This is a genomic window from Limibacterium fermenti (genome assembly GCF_041902845.1).
Taxonomy (GTDB): Bacteria; Bacteroidota; Bacteroidia; order Bacteroidales; family Dysgonomonadaceae; genus Limibacterium; species Limibacterium fermenti.
The window spans coordinates 2,404,575-2,426,479 of record NZ_CP159486.1; the positions used below are offsets into that span (position 1 = coordinate 2,404,575).

General features: G+C 46.0%; 17 protein-coding genes and 1 pseudogene. 5 read left to right on the forward strand and 13 right to left on the reverse strand.

Going from position 1 to position 21,905, the window contains the following annotated elements; all coding sequences use genetic code 11:
* Positions 1 to 22: 22 nt before the first annotated feature.
* The 9 genes from ABNK31_RS10685 to ABNK31_RS10725 all read right to left on the reverse strand — a co-directional run bounded on the left by ABNK31_RS10685 (position 23) and on the right by ABNK31_RS10725 (position 10,007).
* On the reverse strand, positions 23 to 1,069 hold the full coding sequence (locus ABNK31_RS10685) for a 2-oxoacid:ferredoxin oxidoreductase subunit beta (RefSeq protein WP_418892511.1): 1,047 nt from the start codon (positions 1,067 to 1,069) through the stop codon (positions 23 to 25).
* Positions 1,070 to 2,932 (reverse strand): 2-oxoacid:acceptor oxidoreductase subunit alpha, encoded by a 1,863-nt coding sequence (locus ABNK31_RS10690; RefSeq protein ID WP_418892512.1) that lies wholly within the window; start codon positions 2,930 to 2,932, stop codon positions 1,070 to 1,072.
* A gap of 193 nt (positions 2,933 to 3,125) precedes the next feature.
* Positions 3,126 to 3,896 carry an isocitrate lyase/PEP mutase family protein gene (locus ABNK31_RS10695; RefSeq protein ID WP_418892513.1) on the reverse strand — a complete coding sequence of 257 codons (771 nt, stop codon included), beginning with the start codon at positions 3,894 to 3,896 and terminating at the stop codon, positions 3,126 to 3,128.
* A 118-nt stretch (positions 3,897 to 4,014) separates the two neighbouring features.
* On the reverse strand, positions 4,015 to 5,319 hold the full coding sequence (gene murA, locus ABNK31_RS10700; protein WP_418892514.1) for a UDP-N-acetylglucosamine 1-carboxyvinyltransferase: 1,305 nt from the start codon (positions 5,317 to 5,319) through the stop codon (positions 4,015 to 4,017).
* 13 nt (positions 5,320 to 5,332) lie between these two features.
* Positions 5,333 to 6,343, reverse strand: a complete 1,011-nt coding sequence (murB, locus tag ABNK31_RS10705; protein ID WP_418892515.1) for a UDP-N-acetylmuramate dehydrogenase — start codon at positions 6,341 to 6,343, stop codon at positions 5,333 to 5,335.
* Positions 6,344 to 6,352: 9 nt separating this feature from the next.
* Positions 6,353 to 7,063, reverse strand: a complete 711-nt coding sequence (locus tag ABNK31_RS10710; protein WP_418892516.1) for an SAM-dependent methyltransferase — start codon at positions 7,061 to 7,063, stop codon at positions 6,353 to 6,355.
* A 96-nt stretch (positions 7,064 to 7,159) separates the two neighbouring features.
* Entirely contained in the window at positions 7,160 to 8,542 is a 1,383-nt protein-coding gene (locus tag ABNK31_RS10715) for a hypothetical protein (protein ID WP_418892517.1), read from the reverse strand.
* A 242-nt stretch (positions 8,543 to 8,784) separates the two neighbouring features.
* Entirely contained in the window at positions 8,785 to 9,441 is a 657-nt protein-coding gene (locus tag ABNK31_RS10720) for a rhomboid family intramembrane serine protease (protein WP_418892518.1), read from the reverse strand.
* Complete coding sequence (locus ABNK31_RS10725) at positions 9,438 to 10,007, reverse strand: NUDIX hydrolase (protein WP_418892519.1); 570 nt, start codon at positions 10,005 to 10,007, stop codon at positions 9,438 to 9,440. Before ABNK31_RS10725 ends, ABNK31_RS10720 begins: the two co-directional genes overlap by 4 nt.
* Before the next feature lie 576 nt (positions 10,008 to 10,583).
* Between ABNK31_RS10725 and ABNK31_RS10730 the strand changes: the two genes are divergently transcribed.
* Positions 10,584 to 11,981 carry a methyltransferase RsmF C-terminal domain-like protein gene (locus ABNK31_RS10730; RefSeq protein WP_418892520.1) on the forward strand — a complete coding sequence of 466 codons (1,398 nt, stop codon included), beginning with the start codon at positions 10,584 to 10,586 and terminating at the stop codon, positions 11,979 to 11,981.
* Positions 11,982 to 12,042: 61 nt separating this feature from the next.
* The gene (locus ABNK31_RS10735) at positions 12,043 to 13,191 is read left to right on the forward strand and encodes a sensor histidine kinase (RefSeq protein ID WP_418892521.1); all 1,149 of its coding nucleotides are present in this window, start codon (positions 12,043 to 12,045) and stop codon (positions 13,189 to 13,191) included.
* 82 nt (positions 13,192 to 13,273) lie between these two features.
* On the opposite strand, the gene ABNK31_RS10740 is transcribed toward ABNK31_RS10735, so the two are convergent.
* Positions 13,274 to 14,005, reverse strand: a complete 732-nt coding sequence (locus ABNK31_RS10740) for a B3/4 domain-containing protein (protein ID WP_418892522.1) — start codon at positions 14,003 to 14,005, stop codon at positions 13,274 to 13,276.
* Between the two features lie 195 nt (positions 14,006 to 14,200).
* On the opposite strand from ABNK31_RS10740, the gene ABNK31_RS10745 reads away from it, so the two are divergent.
* The 3 genes from ABNK31_RS10745 (at position 14,201) to rny (ending at position 16,537) form a co-directional block, all read left to right on the forward strand.
* Positions 14,201 to 14,491, forward strand: a complete 291-nt coding sequence (locus ABNK31_RS10745) for a hypothetical protein (protein ID WP_418892523.1) — start codon at positions 14,201 to 14,203, stop codon at positions 14,489 to 14,491.
* A gap of 19 nt (positions 14,492 to 14,510) precedes the next feature.
* The gene (locus ABNK31_RS10750) at positions 14,511 to 14,813 is read left to right on the forward strand and encodes a cell division protein ZapA (protein ID WP_321579369.1); all 303 of its coding nucleotides are present in this window, start codon (positions 14,511 to 14,513) and stop codon (positions 14,811 to 14,813) included.
* Positions 14,814 to 15,007: 194 nt separating this feature from the next.
* Complete coding sequence (gene rny, locus ABNK31_RS10755) at positions 15,008 to 16,537, forward strand: ribonuclease Y (RefSeq protein WP_418892524.1); 1,530 nt, start codon at positions 15,008 to 15,010, stop codon at positions 16,535 to 16,537.
* 91 nt (positions 16,538 to 16,628) lie between these two features.
* Here rny and ABNK31_RS10760 read toward each other — a convergent pair whose 3' ends face one another.
* From ABNK31_RS10760 to ABNK31_RS10770, 3 genes and pseudogenes are all read right to left on the reverse strand, one after another.
* The gene (locus ABNK31_RS10760; RefSeq protein ID WP_418892525.1) at positions 16,629 to 19,097 is read right to left on the reverse strand and encodes a glycoside hydrolase family 2 TIM barrel-domain containing protein; all 2,469 of its coding nucleotides are present in this window, start codon (positions 19,095 to 19,097) and stop codon (positions 16,629 to 16,631) included.
* A gap of 57 nt (positions 19,098 to 19,154) precedes the next feature.
* Positions 19,155 to 20,402 (reverse strand): annotated as a pseudogene (locus ABNK31_RS10765) (hypothetical protein); the annotation flags it as partial.
* 293 nt (positions 20,403 to 20,695) lie between these two features.
* The gene (locus ABNK31_RS10770) at positions 20,696 to 21,904 is read right to left on the reverse strand and encodes an IS110 family transposase (protein WP_418892526.1); all 1,209 of its coding nucleotides are present in this window, start codon (positions 21,902 to 21,904) and stop codon (positions 20,696 to 20,698) included.
* Position 21,905 lies beyond the last annotated feature (1 nt).

Genomic DNA, 21,905 nt, shown 5'->3' on the forward strand with positions numbered 1-21,905 from the left:
AGTTGTTTTCCTTTCGAGGCTTTCACTTCACTTCCCACACATTGGGGGAAGACAATAAGAATTCCGTAAATGTTTTCTTCCCTTTTTTCTGACGGACCGTATCGAGTTGTTTTTGATAGGATTCGTCATACGTCGGAGCCGCTACATTCCTTATTACGCCCAATGCTACCGGCAAATTATCGACATAGCCCATAGTCGCCAGTTTTAAATGCAGCGTATTATCCTGACATGAAGCATCGTGCACCAATACATCCTCCATTGTATAACCGTCCTCTCCGATAGTGACCGCTTTTAAACGCCATCCATCAGCGACAATCCCCTGATTGTTTTCCGTGCCGAAAAGCATTTTTTCTCCCTGTTTTAGAAGAATGGTACGTTCTGCCCGCCACGTACGGTCGGTGATATTTTTATGAATCCCGTCATTAAAAATGACACAATTCTGCAATACTTCCACCACCGAAGCGCCTTTATGCCTGGCGGCATTCACCAACAAATCGGTTTGGCTTTTCATATCGACATCAATCGCACGCCCGAAAAAAGTTCCTCGCGCTCCCAAGCACAATTCGGCAGGATGAAAAGGATCTTCCACCGTACCGTAAGGAGATGTTTTGGATACGAATCCCCTGTCGGACGTAGGGGAATATTGTCCTTTCGTCAACCCGTAAATTTTATTATTAAAAAGGATGATATTCAAATCGATATTCCGGCGGATAGCATGAATAAAGTGATTTCCTCCAATGGCGAGCGAATCCCCGTCGCCGGTCACCACCCATACGCTCAGTTGGGGATTGGCAACCTTAACGCCCGTAGCAATCGCCGGCGCCCGCCCGTGAATACTATGAAAGCCATAGGTATTCATATAATAAGGCAAACGAGACGAACATCCGATGCCGGACACGACCACGGTTTCATGCGGTGGAATGTGCAATTCGGCCATCGCCTTCTGCAAACAATTCAAAATAGCATGGTCTCCACAACCCGGACACCAACGCACATTACTTCCATTTTTATAATCTTTCGACTGATAAGCCGGAACTTCCACTTCCTTTATGTCTATGTTTTCCATCATTTATTTCTCATCCATAATAGTGATAAATTCTTCTTCCAATTCGGCAACACGGAAAGGCTGACCTTCTATGCGGTTGAACCGGTACAGGGGTAAATCAGGAAATTGTCCCTGTAGATAATGGGCAAACTGCCCGTTGTTTTGTTCCGCTACAATAATCTTTTTATATTGTTTCAATACTTCATGGGTATTGGATGGTAGCGGATAAAGAAACGTAAAATGGGTAAAGGCGATTTTTTTGTCTTTCGCCTGAATACGCAGCATAGCTTCCAGCAAATGCCCGTAGGTTCCTCCCCACCCTATAATCAGCGTATCGGCATCCGGGTCGCCTTCCACTTTCTGCAAAGGAACTTGTGAGGCGATCCTTTCGATTTTCTGACGGCGTGTATCGACCATTAATTGGTGATTATCGGGATTGGTGGAAATAATCCCGGTAAAATAATCTTTTTCCAATCCTCCTATACGATGGATGTAATTCGGGGTGCCCGGTACACTCCAATATCTTACGAAAGTCTCCTCATCACGAGCATAAGGCTTCCAATTTCCGGCGTCTTTGCCGAACTTTTGCAGAGCATACGAAGGTGAAATATCGGGATATTGCTTCATGTCGGGTATTTTCCATGCTGTCGATCCGTTAGCGATATAAGCATCGCTTAACAGGATTACCGGAGTCATGTGTTCCAATGCAATCTTCGAAGCCCAATAGGCGCTATCGAAACAATCCGCCGGCGACTTTGCAGCTATAACGACCAACGGACTCTCTCCGCTACGCCCATAGAGCGCCTGATTCAAATCGGACTGTTCGCTTTTGGTCGGTAGGCCTGTGGAAGGGCCTCCCCGTTGCACATCGATCACGACCAAAGGAAGCTCCGTCATCACAGCCAGCCCCAATGCTTCCGACTTAAGAGAAAGTCCCGGTCCCGAAGTAGAAGTGGCGGCAAGGCATCCGGCAAAACTTGCCCCGATAGCGGAACTGATGCCTGCTATCTCGTCTTCCATCTGAAGGGCCTTCACGCCTAAATCTTTCCTTTTCGTTAATTCCTGTAAGATATCGGTAGCCGGCGTAATAGGATAAGAGCCTAAAAACAACTGTAACCCGGCTTTTTCGGCCGCGGCTATCAATCCGTAAGCCGTGGCGGTATTGCCCTTAACATCCGTATAAAACCCCTTACCGGCCTCTACACTGTCAATCCGATAAGTAGAAGCCGTCAAGTGCGTATTGTTTCCGAAATTATACCCAGCCGTAAGAACTTTAATATTAGTATCGGCCACTTTCGGTTTTTTGGCGAACTTCTCCTCCACCAAATGATCGGCGATTTCCAACGGACGGTTAAACAGCCAACAAACGACCCCGAGAGCAAACATATTCTTACTCCTGGTCATTTCTTTCGCGGTCAAATCCATTCCTTGAAGCGAATCTTTCGTCATAGAGGTAATCGCGACCGGAATAGGTTGGACATAGTCGATTTTTAACTCCTCGAAAGGGTCTTCCGTCTCGAAACGGGCTTTTTCCAAATCCTTTTTTTGAAATGAATCGGTGTCGAAGAGCACAATAGATCCCCTCTTTAGATATTCGGCATTGACTTTCAAGGCCGCAGGATTCATCGCGATCAACACGTCGGTTTTATCGCCTGAATTATAGACATCTTTTGATCCGATACGGACCTGAAAGCCCGAAACACCCTGCAAGGTACCCTGCGGGGCGCGTATCTCTGCCGGATAATCGGGGAAAGTAGCTATCTCGTTGCCGAAAATAGCGGAAAGTGTAGAAAATAATGTGCCTGATAATTGCATTCCGTCACCAGAATCGCCCGAAAAGCGGATGGTCACCTGCGGAATATCGGTCACAACTGAATTCGTTGGCATATTTCTAAGTGTATTTATAAAATTTATCAAGAGCGCATTACCCTTATGGGATTATCCGCTCTGAATTCAGCTACAAAGTAATAAAACACTTTTCGAAAAAACAAATTAATCCTTGAAAAGATCTATTCAATCTTAGAAACTGTTTTGAATTTTCCGAATGATCTAATTTTGTTTATTCTTTTATGCTGTTTTTTTAGAAAAGTCCGTCAAACCGTTTCTCATCAAGAAGCTCCTTATACAGTTTTTCCGCCTCTTTATAACTCTTGGCATGGAGTGCTGCCCCACAACTGATTCTTTTTACCCCTAACTCTTTCAATGTATTGAAATCGGGAGTATCTTTCAACAAAAAAGCGTTGAAAGGTAAAGACGTACGATCGACAAGAGCGGCAATTTCCTTTTCCTTTGTAACGGCGGGAACAAACACCCCATCGGCCCCGGCTGCCTCATAAAGCTTCACACGCGATAAGGTTTCTTCAAACGCCTGCGGATGTTTGACCACATACGTATCGATACGGATATTCAAGAACACCCCGTGCGTTTGCTGATCGATATATTGCCGTAAACTCCGTATCGTATCGGCGAAAGCGGCGACATCGGCCAACTTGCGGTTACCGTTTGTCACGACCGAATCCTCGATATTGATTCCTACGACACCTATATCCGTCAATTGCTTCACATGTTGTTGTATCTCTTTCACGTCGCGGGAATACCCGCCGTCGATATCCACCGATACCGGCAGGGCAAGCGAAGAAGCGATTCGCTTAGCCATATACAACAACTCCTCGAAGCTCATATCTTCCCCATCAGCATATCCGAAGGTCTCCGCTACTGCGTGCCCCGAAACGCCGACCGCTTTATAACCGGCTTTCTCAGCTATCTGCGCGCTTTTCACATCCCATACATTTGCCAGAATAAACGGTTCGTTTGCCGCGTGCAATTTTTTGAAATCATCTCTTTTCGACATATATCCTTTTTTTAAAAGTTAGTTCTTATTGAACGCTCTTTCATCGGTTTTAGTTCGAGTAAATAAATTACCGACCCATTTAAGAAAAGGAGACAAGGAGACAAGGAGACGGAGAGATTCACACTCGCCGGATAGCGGCGCCCAACCGGTTTAAACGGACGTCGATATCCTGATACCCGCGATCGATTTGATCGATATTATGAATGGTGCTTTTGCCCTGCGCGCTCATGGCGGCAATCAACAGCGATATCCCGGCTCGGATATCGGGCGAACTCATCGTCATGCCTTTCAACTTAAAGCGATCGCCTAATCCGATCACCGTGGCACGGTGCGGGTCGCACAGAATGATCTGCGCTCCCATATCGATGAGCTTATCGACAAAAAACAAGCGGCTTTCGAACATCTTCTGATGGATGAGCACGCACCCTTCGGCTTTCGTGGCAACCACCAGCATCACACTGAGCAGGTCGGGCGTCAGGCCGGGCCAGGGCGCATCGGCAATGGTGAGGATGGAACCATCGAGAAACGATTCGATGGTATAACGGTCTTGCTCGGGAATATACAAATCATCGCCCTGCTGATGCACGGTAATCCCCAAGCGGCGGAAGCTTTCGGGAATAATGCCCAAGTTCTGTACCGAGACGTTTTTAATGGTCAATTCCGAAGCTGTCATAGCGGCCATGCCGATGAAGCTGCCGATTTCGATCATATCGGGCAACAAACGGTGCCGGCACCCCGACAGCCGCGTGACACCCTGCACGATGAGACGGTTCGAGCCGATGCCTTGAATATGCGCCCCCATCCTGACCAACATGCGGCTCAATTGCTCGACATACGGTTCGCACGCCGCATTATAAATAATGGTTTCCCCTTCGGCAAAGACAGCCGCCATGAGTAAGTTGGCCGTTCCCGTAACCGATGCTTCATCGAGGAGGATATAGCATCCCTTCAATCGATCAGCCGATAGCTTGAAAAGCTGCTTTCCTTCATCAAACACCAACTCGGCGCCCAATTTCATGATTCCGTTGAAATGCGTATCCAACCGTCGCCGGCCGATTTTGTCGCCGCCGGGTTTCGGGACGGTCGCATTGCCGAAGCGCCCCAACAACGGGCCGATGGTCATGATCGATCCGCGAAGGGCGGCGCTCTTTTCGATAAACTCCCGCGACTCGGTATAGGCCAAATCAATGGCGTCGGCTTTCAACGACCACGCACCATGACCCGCCGGCTTCACCGACACGCCCATATCCTTCAGCAGCGACAACAGGTTATTGACATCGACAATATCGGGAACATTTTCGATAACGACCTCTTCGTCGGTAAGCAACGCGGCGCAAATGACCTGCAACGCTTCGTTTTTCGCTCCCTGCGGAATTATCTCCCCGTGAAGGCGATGCCCGCCTTCGATGATAAATGATGACATACTTTCTCCTTTTCTAATAAATTCTTACTTCCGGCTCCAATGCTACACAGAACCGGTCGCTGACCGCCTCTTGCACTTCCTTCATAAAATCGATGATATCGCTTCCCTTATCGGTACCGTAATTCACCATAATAAGCGCATGACCGGGATATGTCCCTACCATCCCCCGACGTTTGCCTTTGTAACCGGCTTTATCGATAAGGTACGCCGCCGAGGTTTTAAACCGCCCCTCGCCGGCAGCATACACGGGCGCGTCGGGCAGTTTCGAGAGTAACGCTTCTTTTTCGCCCCCGGTCAATAAAGGATTCTTGAAAAAACTTCCGGCATTGGGAAGTGTCGCATAATCGGGGAGCTTCCGCTCACGAATGCGGATAACCGCTTGCCGCACCTGCTGCAACGTGGGATGCGGGACCCCTTTCAGTTCGCGGCTCAGATCGATATATTTCTCCTGATAAACAAACGTTTTATGCAGGCGGAAGACAACCGATGTGATGACATAGTTCCGTTCGTGTTTAAATAAGCTGTCACGATAGGAAAAGCGGCAATCGGCATGGGAAAAAACCACGGCCTTGCCGGTAGAGAGTTCCATTGCCCGAACGGCCGATATCCCATCCTTCACTTCCGCGCCATATGCTCCGATGTTCTGCACCGGGCTCGCCCCTACGGTACCCGGTATCAGCGACAGGTTCTCGAGGCCGGCATACCCCTCCCGCACACAGTAATCCACAAAATCGTCCCACACAACGGCGGCGCCCGCTTCTATTTCTATCCGGTCGTTATCCTCGCTAAGCACCTGTATTTGTTTCATGACGGGTTGAATGATCAACCCGTCGAAATCGGTCGTGAAAAGCATATTATATCCTCCTCCGAGAACCAGTTTTTTTTCGTGCGGATAGAGCGCGAGTACCTCTTTCAGCTCCTGCGGAGTATCCACACGGCAAAACAACCGTGCCCGGGCAGATACCCGGAACGAGTTATACGGTTTTAACTGAACATCTTGCAGCATTTCCATCTTCATCATCATTCATCCGCCTCATCCTTTATAAAGCACAAACACGCAGGGCTTCTTCTGCATATCGGGCAAGCTGTTTTTCCATGCGCCAATGGTCTTCGTCACCATATACTCATCGTCGCACGTCACATTCATGGCGATGCACAGACGGGTGGACGGCTTGCAGATACGCAACAGGTCATCGGCCATCTTATGATTGCGGTAAGGCGTTTCGATGAAGAGTTGCGTTTGGTCTTCACTATAAGCGCGCGATTCGAGCGACTTAATCCTCTTAGCCCGCTCGTCATCGCCAATCGGCAAATAGCCGTGAAAAGCAAAGCTCTGTCCGTTGAAACCCGATGCCATCAGCGCCATGAGAATAGAGGAAGGCCCGACTAACGGCACCACTTTATAGCCCTTTCGTTGGGCAAGTTGCACCACGTCGGCTCCGGGGTCGGCCACCGCGGGGCATCCCGCCTCCGAAAGTACGCCGATACTCGTTCCCGCAGCCATCGGCGAGAGATACTCGGCAAGACGGCTTTTGTCGGTATGCTTGTTGAGTTCATAAAACGTCAGCGAATCGATGTCGATGGAAGGATCGCATTTCTTCAGGAAGCGCCTTGCGGAACGTACATTTTCGACAATAAAGCAAGTCAGTCGTGTGACGATCTCGTTGTTAAAAGGAGGAATGACACGGTCGATGGCGGTGTCTCCCAATGTGACGGGAATCAAATAAAGCGCAGGTTCATCCATAGGGTTTCTTTTGATGAACAAAAGTACGGATTTTTTCAAAAACAAGGAAATCACAGATCAAAGTTGATACATCGTTTACACCATTAGCCGTTTTATTCAAAGGGCCGTTTCCGATTCCTCCGGTGGTTGCCAAGACATCATTTTTGTGTGTTCGGAAGAGAGATACCGGGCCAGCAAGTCCGATAATTTTGTCGGAGAGGCTTGTTTTTTCTTTTTTTCTTCCGGTTGGGAACGGGCTTGGTTCTCTTTTATTCTGCGGCATAGTTCGATTAAAGATTCACAGCCGGCGTTTTCAAAGATCGATTGTGTCATTTTGTCTGTTAATAGATCCGACTGTAATAATCCACTCAAATTATCTATTTGTAAATATTGCTTGTCTTCTTTCATCAATCTGGTTTGCTCTTCCAGTTTTTTACCTTCGGGGGTGCCGTTATTCGTCAGGAAAAGGAACGTACGGATAAAGATGCAGGCATCAATGAAATCAGCAAGCAAATAGCCGCATTTCAATCCATCGAGACAATAAGGGATGAGGAATTTTTTATTTCCTAAAGGGATGATTTCGAAATTATCGATTATCTCCGATAGCGGTCCTATCGCTTGAGCGGGGATTTTAGCTCCGAGGCGTTCCATCAAGCGGTTGATGGCGTGAATTTGAATGTAGACAGGCACCTTAAGTTTCCCGAACCGGGTGTCAGGAACAATTTTATCAAGCGGCATCTCCACGGGCAAGATTTCATTTTTGAAGGTGTCCGTGTCAAACAGCCATGCTTCTAATTTTATTCCCGAATGAGTCTCATTATGGAAGCGAAAAGCGTGTGTCTCGATTTCATGAATACCGATATTCACAATCTGGTGCATACGAAAGTCGCTTTTCTGCAACATCCGCAACGCCATGCTTCTTTGGGAAAGGCCGTCATAATGCTCCAAGTCGAACCAGTCATCCATCTCGGTATCGGTTCTGCAGGTGTACACCCATCCTTTGCGACAGTCGCTCAGATATTCGCAGACAAGAATCGCCGACTTTTCCAACATAAGTTTGTAGAGACGGTTTAAATGACCTCGCCGCTTGCCGATCTCTTCAAAGATTTCTTGTCCTTCGAAAGGATAATATTTTTTTTTACAGGCTACAGCCATAAGAGGATCGGCGACATAGAAGAAATCGTAAAGCGATATTTCACGTTCGTCATCATCCCGTAACTTAATGGTACACTGAGCCACCGACATATTAATGAAGCGTTTTATTATTTTCAGGTCTTGTTGTTGAATGCGCTGGTCCTCGCTATGCGTTATTTTTACAGGAACCCCACGATAACGATAGATAAGCATTTTGTATTCAGGTGGAATTACATTGAAGGCGCCTTCCCCTGCTACGATGTCGCATATATGTTTTAATTTATGCATGAAATCGTTCATTCCCTGTGCTTGCCAAAGTTTTTGATCGGCGATGGAGGCTCTTGTTTTTTTCTTCTTTTTAGACATTCTCCTCTTCGGTTATTGTTAATGATTATGTCCGGGCATCCCTCCCTATAGGAATCCGTTGAACGATGAAAGAAGCATTCATGGCATCGTGTTTGTCAATGACTGTGTTTCATCGCTGTTGCAAAAATAGTTTTATTTTCGATTAAAATGAAAAATATGCTTTTCTTTAACTATCAGGAAGAGACTAAAAATACTCGCCAACCGTCTGAGAACAGAATTGGCATACCGGAAGGCTATAACGATTAGAGACCGAAATGGATGAGGTCGGACAACGAGTCGACGCGTATCCGGGCGATGAAGGCGTTCAGCAAATCGATACCGGCGCCCCACCGAAAGAGAAGAAGCGTGAATACCAGTCCGAATACCCCACCGGTAATATGCGCCAAGTGATTGATGCCTCCGGCTTGTTTTTTATCGAGTTGATAGGATATCACCAGAAATAAAGCACCGAAGATAAAAGCGGGCAACATAACAGGAATAAATAGAATGCCCATAAAATTCATCGGATTGATCAGAATATAGGCAAACACCACGGCCGATACCGCCCCCGATGCGCCCAAACCATAGTACGAGGCGTTGTCGCGATTTTGCCGGTAGGTAGGCAGAATGGATACGACCAGTCCCAAAACATACATCAGGATATATAATAGGTTCCCGGTCGAAGCGCCCAACGCCGCACGGTAGGTACGTTCGATATCTTCGCCGAAGAAATAGAGCGTAAACATATTGAAGATCAAATGGGCATAGTCGGCATGCAGAAAGCCGTATGAGAACAGCCGGTACCACTCGCCCTGCCGAACCGCAGGCGGATAGAAAATCATTTTATCCACCAGACGGCGGTCTTGAAAGGCGGCAATCGATATGACGGCCGTAAGAACGATAAGGAAAAGGGTAATCATAATAAATGCTTTTCTGCCATATACTTCCACAACGGAGCGGCCATCGTGGCCTGCACGATTTGCCCCGACACGAGCAATCGCCTCACTTCATTCAACGTAAACAGGCATACGCTCAAATCTTCGGAAGGCTCGAGCGATTGACCGGCCAGCTTTTCAACATCTTCCGCCAAAAAACAGTACGAATAATTGGTATTGGCGCTCGCATTGGGCGATACGCATATAAATTCACTCCAACGACCTGCCCCATAACCGGTTTCCTCCATCAATTCACGCTGAGCCGAGGCTAAAGGCGAAGCATCTTCCTGCTCACATACCCCGGCACACAACTCGAAACAGGTGCGCCCAATGGCATGACGGTATTGCCGGACAAAAACGAACTCATTTTTCTTCGTTATGGCGATAATATTCACCCAATTGGCATATTCCAAAATATAATACGAAGGGATGATATTTCCGTTAGGCAACTCCACGCGCTCCCGCCGTACAGTCAGCCAAGGTTCGTTGTGCAGATATTCACTTTCAAGCACCTTCCACCGATGTGGATCGGGGTCTTTTGATGTCGTCATTTCAATTTTTGAAGCAAAGATATTACTTTCGAGTTAAACAGAAAAATAAGTTCTGCTTTTCGATGACTATTTGATCTTGAGAATAGGAAAGATGCGGTTTTTAAGTGGAATGAAGACGTTTTGAACATATTCGGCAGGATGATGGATAGATATTTTGAGCTTCCAAACAGTTCCGTTGGGATTAATTGATGGTTCGTTGGGGTTATTTACTTATATTTTGAGGTTCTGAGCACCATCATTGGGGTTCTGAGCATCATCGTTGGGGTTCTGAGCACCATCGTTGGGGTTCTGAGCATCATCGTTGGGGTTTCGAGCATCATCGTTGGGGTTTCGAGCCAAAAACTTCGGGCTTTAAACGTGAAAATTACTACTTTGAGCGTGAAGTTTGGATATCTGAGCCTGAAACTTGAACCTCCGGACATAAAACGAAGATCTTTTAGCCTGAAATTTGGAATTGGGAGCCACAACAATGGTATAAATAACCTCAACCGACCGCTTGAAAACTCCATGAGACCTTTCTTCGACCTATTCTTATGGGAATTTTATATTAACTTTGTAGCTCAAAACAAATCGCTCATGACATTACCATCCGATTTTCTGTCATCGTTGCCCCCGTTTGCACAAAAAGAAGCCGCGGGCTTTCTTGCGGCGCTCAACGAAGAAGCGCCCGCCAGCATCCGCATAAATCCCTACAAATACCGCCGGAGGCCACTTTCCGTGCGCCCGAATATAGAAGCCGCCCGCATACCATGGTCCGACGAGGGCTATTATCTGTCCGAAAGGCCGGCTTTTACGTTCGACCCGCTCTTGCATGCGGGGTATTATTATGTGCAGGAAGCATCGTCGATGTTTATCGGTTCTATCGTGCGCGAATGGGTTCATACTCCGGCGGTGTGTCTCGACCTTTGCGCTGCACCGGGCGGCAAATCCATCAACTTGCTCGCAACTCTTCCCGGGGACAGTCTGCTCGTCAGCAACGAAATCATCCGTCAACGGGCACATATCCTCGCCGAAAATCTCGCCAAGTTCGGGCATCCGTCGGTTGTGGTAACGAATAATACGCCTGAAGATTTTGACCGGCTACCCGGTTTTTTTGACGTGGTATTGGTCGATGCGCCCTGTTCGGGGGAGGGAATGTTCCGCAAAGATCCGGCGGCGGTGCAGGAATGGTCGCCGCAGAACGTACGGATGTGCGCAGCCCGTCAGAAAGATATCCTGCGCCATGCGTGGGATGCGCTGAAAGCCGGAGGATTGCTTATTTACAGCACCTGCACGTATAATTTGCAGGAAAACGAAGAAAACGTCCGTTGGATGATCGAGGAATGGGGCGCAGACAATATAGCCGTTCCGGTAGAGTCTTCATGGAATATCTCGCCGTCTTTCGCTGATGACATCACCGCCTATCGTTTTTTTCCGCATCGGACAAAAGGCGAAGGACTCTTTGTCGCGGTGTTGCGCAAACCGGGCGAAGTGGATTCACCGGGCCTGTCGAGAAAGCAGAAGAAAAAGCCGGCCTCTTTTTTAAAGGATACATCGCCTTATACTCCCTATTTACAGCATGCGCAGCAATTCGAGTTTGCCAGTCGCAACAGTTACATTGTGGCGTTGCCCAAAGCGCATGCCGACACCATCCGACAGTTGGACGAGCGCCTCAACATTCTTTCTTGCGGCATCGAAACAGGCGAGGAAAAAGGCCGCCGTTTCGTTCCCTCCCAGGCATTAGCCCTGAGCATCGAATGTCGGCCGGAAGCTTTCAATACATGTGAAGTGCCTTACGAAACAGCCATCGCTTATTTACGAAAAGAGACTCTTCCCCCGCTCGATGCCCCAAAAGATTTTGTGTTGATCACCTACAAAAACGAGCCGATCGGGTTTGTGAAGAATATGGACAACCGCGCTAACAATCTTTATCCGCAGCCGTGGCGCATACGGAGTCCACATCCGCCTGCCGAACCGGTCAATTTCATCCGGTAGCCAATAAAACGCCCGTTTATCCGTTATAGCCTAAAACAACTCGTCAACGATGCGCATCCGAATGAACTCCTTTTACGAATCACGGCAATGGCTTGCCTACCTTTTCGTCGCCGCAGCGGTACTCATTGCCGTTGGGTCATTGGTCTTTTCCCATCATTTAGTCAGGGAACTCGCCAAAGAGGAGCGGAACAAAATAGAGATATGGGCATCGGCCACGCAATTGATTGCCAGCGGCGACGAAAACGCCGATATGTCGCTCGTATTGCAGATCCTGCAAAGCAACTCCACCATTCCCGTCATTCTTTACGACAGCACGACGGGACGGTTATCGGCCAATAACATCACTCTCCCGCAAAACGGGCGCGAGGATTTTCTGCAGAAAAAAATCGAGCAATTTTCCCATAGACATCCGCCCATCGAACTTCCCGAACTCAATCAATTTGTATATTACGACGATTCGTATACGCTAAAGAAGCTGCGGATATACCCGTATGTGCAATTGTTTGTCATCGCCGTATTCATCGCCTTTGCGTTTTTCGCCCTGAACCGCTCGCAGAAAGCCGAACAAAACAAATTGTGGGTCGGCTTGTCGAAAGAAACGGCGCACCAATTAGGCACTCCGATATCTTCTTTGGTGGCATGGACGGAATATCTGAAACTGAAGAAGGTCGACCCGTCTCTTATCACCGAAATAGAGAAAGACCTCGACCGACTACAGTCGATCGCCGAACGTTTTTCAAAAATCGGCTCCGTGTCCGATTTGAAGAAAGTTGCTTTGCAGGAACCCATTCAAAAGACCGTAGGATATCTTCGCAACCGGCTATCGGACAAAGTGGAAATCGTATTCGAATTTCCTTCGCATCCGGCATTTGTGCTTCTAAATGAATCGCTCTTCGGATGGGTGATTGAAAACCTCACGAAGAATGCAGCCGATGCCATGAGCGGACAAGGAATGATTACTTTTTCGATCACCGAAAAAGAAAAAAATTATCTGCTCGACATTACCGATACGGGAAAGGGCATTCCGAAATCGAAGTTCAAGCGGGTCTTTCAACCGGGCTTTACCACCAAAGAGCGCGGATGGGGGCTCGGTCTTTCGCTCTCCAAACGCATCGTGGAAATGTATCATCATGGTAAGATCTTCGTGAAACGATCGGAGGCGGATAAAGGGACGACTTTCAGAATCGTGATGAAAAAATCAGCTAATTAGCAGATTAAAAATTACGAATGACAAATGAAGTGAGAATCCAAGCGATCGTCATTACAGGCGTGCCCCCTACAGAAATGAACGATTATGAGGATTCCGCATCGAGTGCGGAATGACGGTAACCGCAGACATCATACTTCATACTTTTTACATGTATATTTTCCGCTCGGGCATAATTGCGGAGTAACTCCGAAGCATAACCGACCGCACGATCCAATCCTTCGGGGCCGGAATTCCCTTTGATGATCATCAACAAATGCGTTGTGTGCGCCGTGATCTTCGTTCGCTCTTCATCACTCGTCGGTGTGCCGATAGGGCCTGCCTCATCGCGGTATACCGGCAATCCTTCGATATTGAGCAATCCGCGCCCGATAGCCTCGAAAGTCTCGTCAGCCTTCCCGAGACCTAACGTCAGGTCTCCTTGAATGCGATCGGCATCGAATCCGCCGATAGAGTAACCCGTCTTCATAGACACGAGGTTTATCAAGTCGACCAATGTATCGATCTGATAAAGCGACAAGCCTTTTACCATGCGTCTTAAGAGCGCTTCGGCCGACGGGCGGTAACGGTTGGGGTCTTTTCCGCATCGTTTATACGCCTCGCGGGTAGCGGCAATCGCTTTATGCTTCTTGATATCCTCCATGCGATAGGTTTCACGGAAAGCAATCGAAAATTCTTCGATCTCTTGCCACAATTCGGCATTATAGGGTGTATTTTCCACCTGACAGTCAATTGCCGCAAAGCAAAACTCCGGGCATAATGCGGCGATATCCTTTCCAACAATTATTTTACGTTCATTCATTCCTTCTGTTCTCATTCCGTACCCTTTTCTTTCAGCGGAACAATGGCTATCGAACCATTTCCCCGCTTTATACAGAAATTTCAAAGGTACAAAATCTCCATCATTATTCCGCCAAACGGAACGAACACACGATGAATAAACGAAAATAACAGACGATATATTTGTAGAAATCCTTTGCAATCCTTATATTTGCGTGAGTTTTTGTTTTTTATGGCTGATGAAGATAATAAACTGCTGGTCGATTTGGAAGTACGCATAAAGCAAGTGCTGTATTTATGCGATTCTCTGAAAGAAGAAAACGTCCGGTTGAAGACCGAACTTCAATCGAAACAAAAAAGGCTTGACCATGCGGAAAAGACATTGGAAGATATAAAAACAAAATACGATAATTTAAAAGTGGCCCGGACGATCACCGCTGCGACGGTCGACGTGGATCTGGCCAAAGATAAATTATCGAAACTGGTGCGAGAAGTTGATAGATGCATAAGTTTATTAAAATAACAGATTGAAAATTTATGCGATGGGCGACGAAAAATTTTTATTAACTCTGACTATTGACGGCCGGAAATACCCGTTGAAGATTCATCGATCGGAAGAACAGGCGTTTCGTGATGCTGCCAAAAAGATAAATACTAAAATAAATCAATATAGAGTCGCATTCGGAGGAACCAACTCCGGAATGACGCCTCAAGATTTTATAGCAATGACGGCTATACAAGCATTGGTTGAGAATTTTTCTCTTGAAGATAAGAATGATACGAAACCCTTTAAAGATAAAATACATTCGCTTATAAACGAATTAGATACGTATTTATCGGAATAAAGAGGCCGGAGAAACCGGTTTTTCATATACGGACGCACCTTTTTTGCAGGTATTGACTACTGCCGAAAAGAGTGTGTCTTTTTTTATGTACAACAATTAAAAAGAAATGAATATATAACAATCGGAATTCCTTTCGTTAACCGTGGGTTACAAGCCACAACAAAGGGAACTTTTAATAATTAATTTAGATCAATATGGAAATAGTAATAGGTATTATAAGCTTACTCATAGGCGGCGGAATTGCTTGGTATGTGAGCGGGAAAATGGCTAATTCGCGCGCCCAAAAAATGTTGAGTGATGCGGAAAAAGATGGGGACGTCATTAAAAAGAAGAAACTTCTGGAAGCGAAGGAGGAAATTCTCGCCATGAAAAGCGAGACTGAAAAGCAAATAGCCAACCGGACCGCTAAAATACAAAATGTAGAAACCCGTCTTAAACAACGCGAACTATCTCTCAATCAAAAGCAGGAAGAGCTGAATAAAAAGTATACCGAACTCGAGGAGATAAAAGTCAATTTAAGTTCCCAACAAGAGATATTGGAAAAGAATAATGCGGAAGCCGAACGCCTTCATCGTCAATCAGTGGAAAAACTGGAAACCATTTCCGGCCTATCGGCTGATGATGCAAAAGAACGGCTGGTAGAATCGTTGAAAGAAGAAGCGAAAACCGAGGCTCAATCGTATATTAACGACATCATGGAGGAAGCCCGGATGACGGCTAATAAAGAAGCCAAGCGCATCGTTGTACAAAGCATACAGCGTGTTGCGACCGAAACCTCTATCGAAAACTCCATCACGGTATTCCACATCGATTCCGACGAAGTGAAGGGGCGCATTATCGGCCGCGAAGGACGCAATATCCGGGCATTGGAAGCCGCTACGGGAGTCGAGATTGTCGTTGACGACACCCCTGAAGCGATCGTCCTTTCAGGTTTTGACCCGGTGCGCCGCGAAATCGCCCGGTTGTCGCTGCATCAACTCGTAACCGACGGGCGTATCCATCCGGCCCGAATCGAAGAAGTGGTGGCCAAAGTGAAAAAACAAATCGAAGAAGAAATCGTCGAAATCGGCAAACGCACCGTCATCGACTTAGGCGTCCATGGCTTGCATCCCGAGTTGATTCGGCTCGTCGGAAAAATGAAATACCGTTCTTCTTACGGACAAAACTTATTGCAGCACTCCCGCGAAACGGCTAATCTATGCGCCATCATGGCCGCCGAATTGGGACTGAATCCCAAAAAAGCCAAACGTGCCGGATTGCTCCACGACATCGGGAAAGTGCCCGATGATGAGCCCGAATTGCCGCATGCGCTCCTAGGTATGAAGTTAGCGGAAAAATATAAAGAGAAGCCGGACATTTGCAATGCGATCGGCGCGCATCACGATGAAGTGGAAATGACGACGCTCCTCTCCCCCATCGTTCAGGTTTGCGATGCCATTTCAGGAGCTCGACCGGGTGCTCGTCGCGAAATCGTCGAAGCCTATATCAAGCGCTTGAACGATTTGGAAAAGCTCGCTCTATCCTACCCCGGCGTTGTCAAAACGTATGCCATCCAGGCAGGACGTGAGTTGCGGGTCATTGTCGGCGCCGACAAAATAGACGATCAGGACACGGAAAAACTATCCTCCGAGATTGCCCGTAAAATACAAACGGAAATGACTTATCCCGGCCAGGTAAAGATTACTGTGATCCGGGAAACCCGAGCCGTTAGTTTTGCGAAGTAAATATTCGCCGATAATTTATAAACAAAAAATCCCAACTATTTTAAACGAGATAGTTGGGATTTTTATATCTATACACCCTCTAAAATATCCCTTATTTTACAATCAGATAAACTTCTGCCGTTTTTAACCAAGGTGAAGAGAAAGTAACTTTTACGTTTCCTTCACTTCCCGTCGTTTCTATATAAGCCATTAAACGTCCATTATGTACCCGTTGTACGTTATCTCTGTAGTTCCCCATATCAGCATTATTCCCGGATTCTAAGCCTAATAATTTGGCGGGGCCTTCTATCTGACAAGTAATCTCATCATCTGATAACAATACCGGTAGTCCCATTTCATCAACTATTTGAATTGCAATATGAGCTAAATCTTTATTTTTATGTAACGTCAAATTATCTATTTCTGCAATAATTTTATAGGGTCTGCCGGAAGTTACAATAGCATAACGAACCGCTTCTTTTTTTCCATTAAGTCCAACAACCTCCAACTTACCAATTTGAAAAGGAATATCCCAGGCAATAAAACCGACATTATCATCATATTCTTTGACTGTTGAAATAGTTTGCCCATTCAATACAAGTTGTGCCTGTTGACAATTCGTATAGCAAACAACACGGATATTTTCCCCCTTAGAATAGTTCCATATAGGTAATGCATTTACTGATCGGTTCGGATCTCTATTCGGATTGTATGTTCCAATATATATAAAGGGTTTTGTATCCCACATTGCTTGTCGGAAAAAACCCTCCGGTTTCTGAAACCCGGCTAAATCCAATAAGCCATGTTTATATCCACGCGAAGGCCATTCTCTCGATTCACCCACGTAATCTATCCCTGTCCACAAAAATTGACCGAAAATAAAGTCATTATCCCGTGTTGCCTTCCAACCGGCAAAACTGTTATTCGTTTCACTGCCGAACATAACTCGTTCCGGATATTGAAGGTGATCTTCCTTATACTGAAATTCCGAATAATTGTATCCGACAATATCCAAAACAAAAGGATATTCAGTCTCATTGGACATTACCGCTCCGGCCAATGCAGCCGTAACAGGACGCGAAGTATCTAAAGACCTTACGTTACCGGCCAACCGTTTCGCAATTTTTCCTAATTCTTCCGCCGACGGATGATCAGGCAAATAACCGATAACACTCGGTTGATTAAAGGTTGCAGTTTCTAATACCGGATGCGAATAAGGATCATTCGGAAAATCAATTTCATTACCGATACTCCACATAATAATCGACGGATGATTTCGGTTACGTAAAACCATATCCCGAATATCGCGATCACTCCACTCTTCAAAGAAAGAAAAGCTTCCTTGATATCCGGGAACCCCTGTATTCCATCCCGTAATCGATTTCTTCTTCGGATATTTCCATTCATCGAAAGCTTCATCCATAACCAATAAGCCCAATTCATCGCAAAGGTCATACACATCCGGAGCTTGAGGATTATGACTCATTCGGATAGCATTACATCCTATCTTCTTTAAATTCTGTAATCGTCGTTTCCAAACCTTCCGTGGAACGGCAGAGCCCAAACATCCGGCATCATGATGAATACATACACCTTTTATTTTCATCCATTCCCCATTGAGAGCGAACCCCTTATCAGGATCAAATTTAAGGCTTCTGATTCCTACGGTTAACTCACTTTCATCTAAAACTTTGTTTCCGCTTATAATGGAAGTTCTCAAACGGTAGAGATATGGATTTTCCATTCCCCATAAAACAGGCTTCTTGATTTTCAACGATAGTTCTGTCGATGATAAAAGAGAGGATCCTCGCATTAAGATCTTTTTTGATTTTTCTGCCACCATTTTTCCTTCAGCGGAGAATAATTCAACGAATACCGTCAAATCCTGTTTCTGAGAACTTTCATTTTTTACATTCACTTGAACGTCCAATACGGCATCTTTTCGGGTTATATTTTTTGCTTGCCAAAAAACACCCCACTGATCAATATGTACCTTATCGGAATAAACAAGCCAGACATTGCGATAAATTCCGGAACCGGTATACCAGCGTGAATCTGCGTATTCGCTGTGATCAACCCTTACCGACAATATGTTTTCTTTTCCGAATTGTATGTAAGGCGTTAAATCATACATAAAGGAAATGTAGCCGTTTGGACGTTTCCCTAATAATTGCCCATTGATATATACCTCGCTTTTATTATAAATTCCTTCAAAATAAATGAATACTTTTCTTTCTTTGTCTAAATCAGGAATAAACAATGCTTTTCGATACCAACCGATTCCTCCGGGCAAGTAACCGGTACAACTGGCTAAATGGGGACTCAAGGGGGCTTCAACACTCCAATCGTGCGGCAAATCAACCTTTCGCCATTTGCTATCGTCATAATCCATAGCTAAAGCTTTTGGGTCGTCTCCTAATTGAAATAGCCAATCTTCATTTATCATTTGAGGAATACCAAATGACACTTGAGCATATATCCTATCCCCGATAAAAGTTGAAAGAAAGAGCACACAAAAAAAATATTTTAAATTCATATTGAAAAAAATTCTTTTACTAAAAACAAAATGACAAGGCTTCATGTATTCGGATTCCCTAATAACAAGATGACTACTATTCTTCTCAAACAGAGAAGCGTTTTATAGTATTATCGAACATTTAGCTCCATTATGCGAAAGAATTGATTTTAAAATATTGTTCCCTTGTTTTATAATAATTTTCACCTGTTTATCCGATTTCCTTTTAACCTCAATATCGAATGGTGCGACGTTAAACGCATAAATATTTTTTAACTCCATCTTATCCCAAGTATCCGGCAATTGAGGAGTAAGATCGAAAGATTTAAAACCGGTAGGCTTAATTCCAAAAATGCCTTCCGTTACGATACGACAATACAATCCGCTCTCAGCCGACAAATGACGCTGACTTCCTTCCGGCCATGCTTCAATGGGATACGGCACATGCTCACCCAACAATCTTTGTTGGGAATATCTTTTAAAATATTCTGTCGCTTTTTTTCTTTCTCCAGCGGCATAAACACCTCTTAAAGCATAAAGAGTAGAACGATCCCAAAAGGTCTTGGTTCCCGCTTGCGTTAAGAGACCGTTCTCTGTCCATAAGCGGTGAGAAAACAGGGCATCAATCGTTCCCTGTTTTCTTTCAAAGATACCCATAGTCAAAGGAATACATATCCATGAGCGTAAAATATCATTCCCTTCATAATATCGATAAGTTTCAAATCCTTCTACTGTCGCTCCGAAATAATTATCTATTGCTGTCCGCAATATTTCAGCATCCTTCTGATATTGAACAGCCTTATTCTTTCCTAATTCTTTCGCTAAAAAACCGGCCGAAATTAGAGCATCATAATAAAGGCTAGAAGTACATAGATTCGCTTCACCTGCAGGAAAACGGCCTTCAAGCTCATCAGTATTGGATTTTACAACTCCTTTTTCATTTAAATTTCTTTTGCAATACTCTAAACACCACTCGATAAGAGGCCAAAGATTATTCGCCTCCTTTCTGTCGGCTTGCGCTAAAGCATATCGAGATGCTCCATACGCAATCATTGCGGCATCTCCTCTGTCTTTTGCGCCATTCCAAATATCTTCTCCTTCCGCAATAATTGAACTGGGGACAGGAGTATATGCTGAGTTCATAAAACGGGCAAAATGCATAAATGAATTATAGGCGGACGCGTTTCCTATACCATATCCTAGAAAAGGGAAAAAAGGATTTACATATTCACACTGATCGTTTGCCCAAATAGCAGCGTAATAAGCCTCTCCACCCGGACCGTGCATCAAGCCGCCAGCCGTCTTATAAATACTTTCGGAAGCTCTGATCTTTGCAAAGCCAAAGGCTGTATTTAGAACAGGATCAGGAGAAATAAATTGTAATTTTCTTCTATAAATTCCCCCCATATTCAAAGAAAAATGGAGCTAAATAGAGAAAGATGTTTGGATACAGGCATAAATCACCCTACCCACAAGGTTGCAGGCAAAGACGCGGTGACGCCTTCCGATATGCGATTTTCTTCTGCGGGCTTGTCTTCTCTTATTGGGAGCAGCATTAACCCCGGTCTGTGTTCTTGAGGTCGTTTCAGGGACGACTGTGACATTGGCCTATTTGTAAACGGGGTCTTGAGCCACCACAAAGTTACCCGGCCTTTACGCTTGTATTATAGATTAATATTCAGTATGTTCGCTGTTTTTTCGTACTCCTTCTTGTAATATGCGAGCCGGGCTTTCATCTTCACCGGATCGTAAACAGGGGCCAGCCGGGGATCGTATTGCCTGGTGTGCTTGAGCACGTTCCATATGACAACGAGCAGTTTCCTTGCTATGGCGACCAGAGCCTTTTTCCTTGGCTTGCGCATGGTCATGCGTTGGAACTTTTCCTTGAAAAACGAACCCTTCGACCGGGAAGCCGCCCAGGAGACCTGTACCAGGATCGAACGCAGGTACTTGTTGCCTTTGGTGGTAGCGGTGCTCTTGTATTTGCCGGCGCTTTCATCATTCCTCGGGCGCAATCCCGCCCATCCGACAATCTTGCCGCTATTTTCAAAGACACTCATATCCCCACCCGTTTCGGCTATTATGGTCATCGCCGCTATCCGGCTTATTCCCGGAATGGTTTGTAAAAGATTTACCGGCAACGCAAAATGTAGGCCACATATCCGCTCCATTTGTGACAGACATTCCGATATCTGCAACTGGTATATGTCATACTCCTGTTTCGCCCAGGACAATTCCTGGCGGTGGTGCGCCCTGATATTGCCCCTAAGGGCCTCCTTTAATTTCCCGCTCTGCTTGTTTTTCCTGTTCCCGTACACCAGGCTTACAAGATAGCCCGGGTCTGTCCATCCGGCTATCAGCGCCTCGACGATACCCATGAAACTTTTCGTGCTGATACTGCTCAGGCAACTGCTCGCCCGGATACCTGCCTTTACCAGGATGGCGTCCATACACGTCAGCACACGGGTCACCTGCTGCCTGAGCTTGCCGTATTTGCGGGAATAGACCCGCAACTCCTGTATCAGGGGAGCAGGAACGAAACTGCCGCGCATCATGCCCTTGTGCAACAGGCTGGCTATCCACTGGGCATCCTTGATGTCGCTCTTACGACCCGGCATCTGTTTGATCAGGTACGGGTTGACAAGCGTCAACTTGAACCCCATCTCGTAGAATATGTCCCACACGGCAATCCAGTAGATACCCGTGCTTTCCAGGGCCACCTCCTCCACCTCTTCCGACTGCAGGTACTCACCCATCGAATAGATTGCAGGGGTCAGCGTTGCATATTCTTTCACTTGAGAATGACTCTCTCCATTGTAGATTGCACAGAATATATTATCTTTGTGCACATCTAAGCCACATACTTTTTTCATT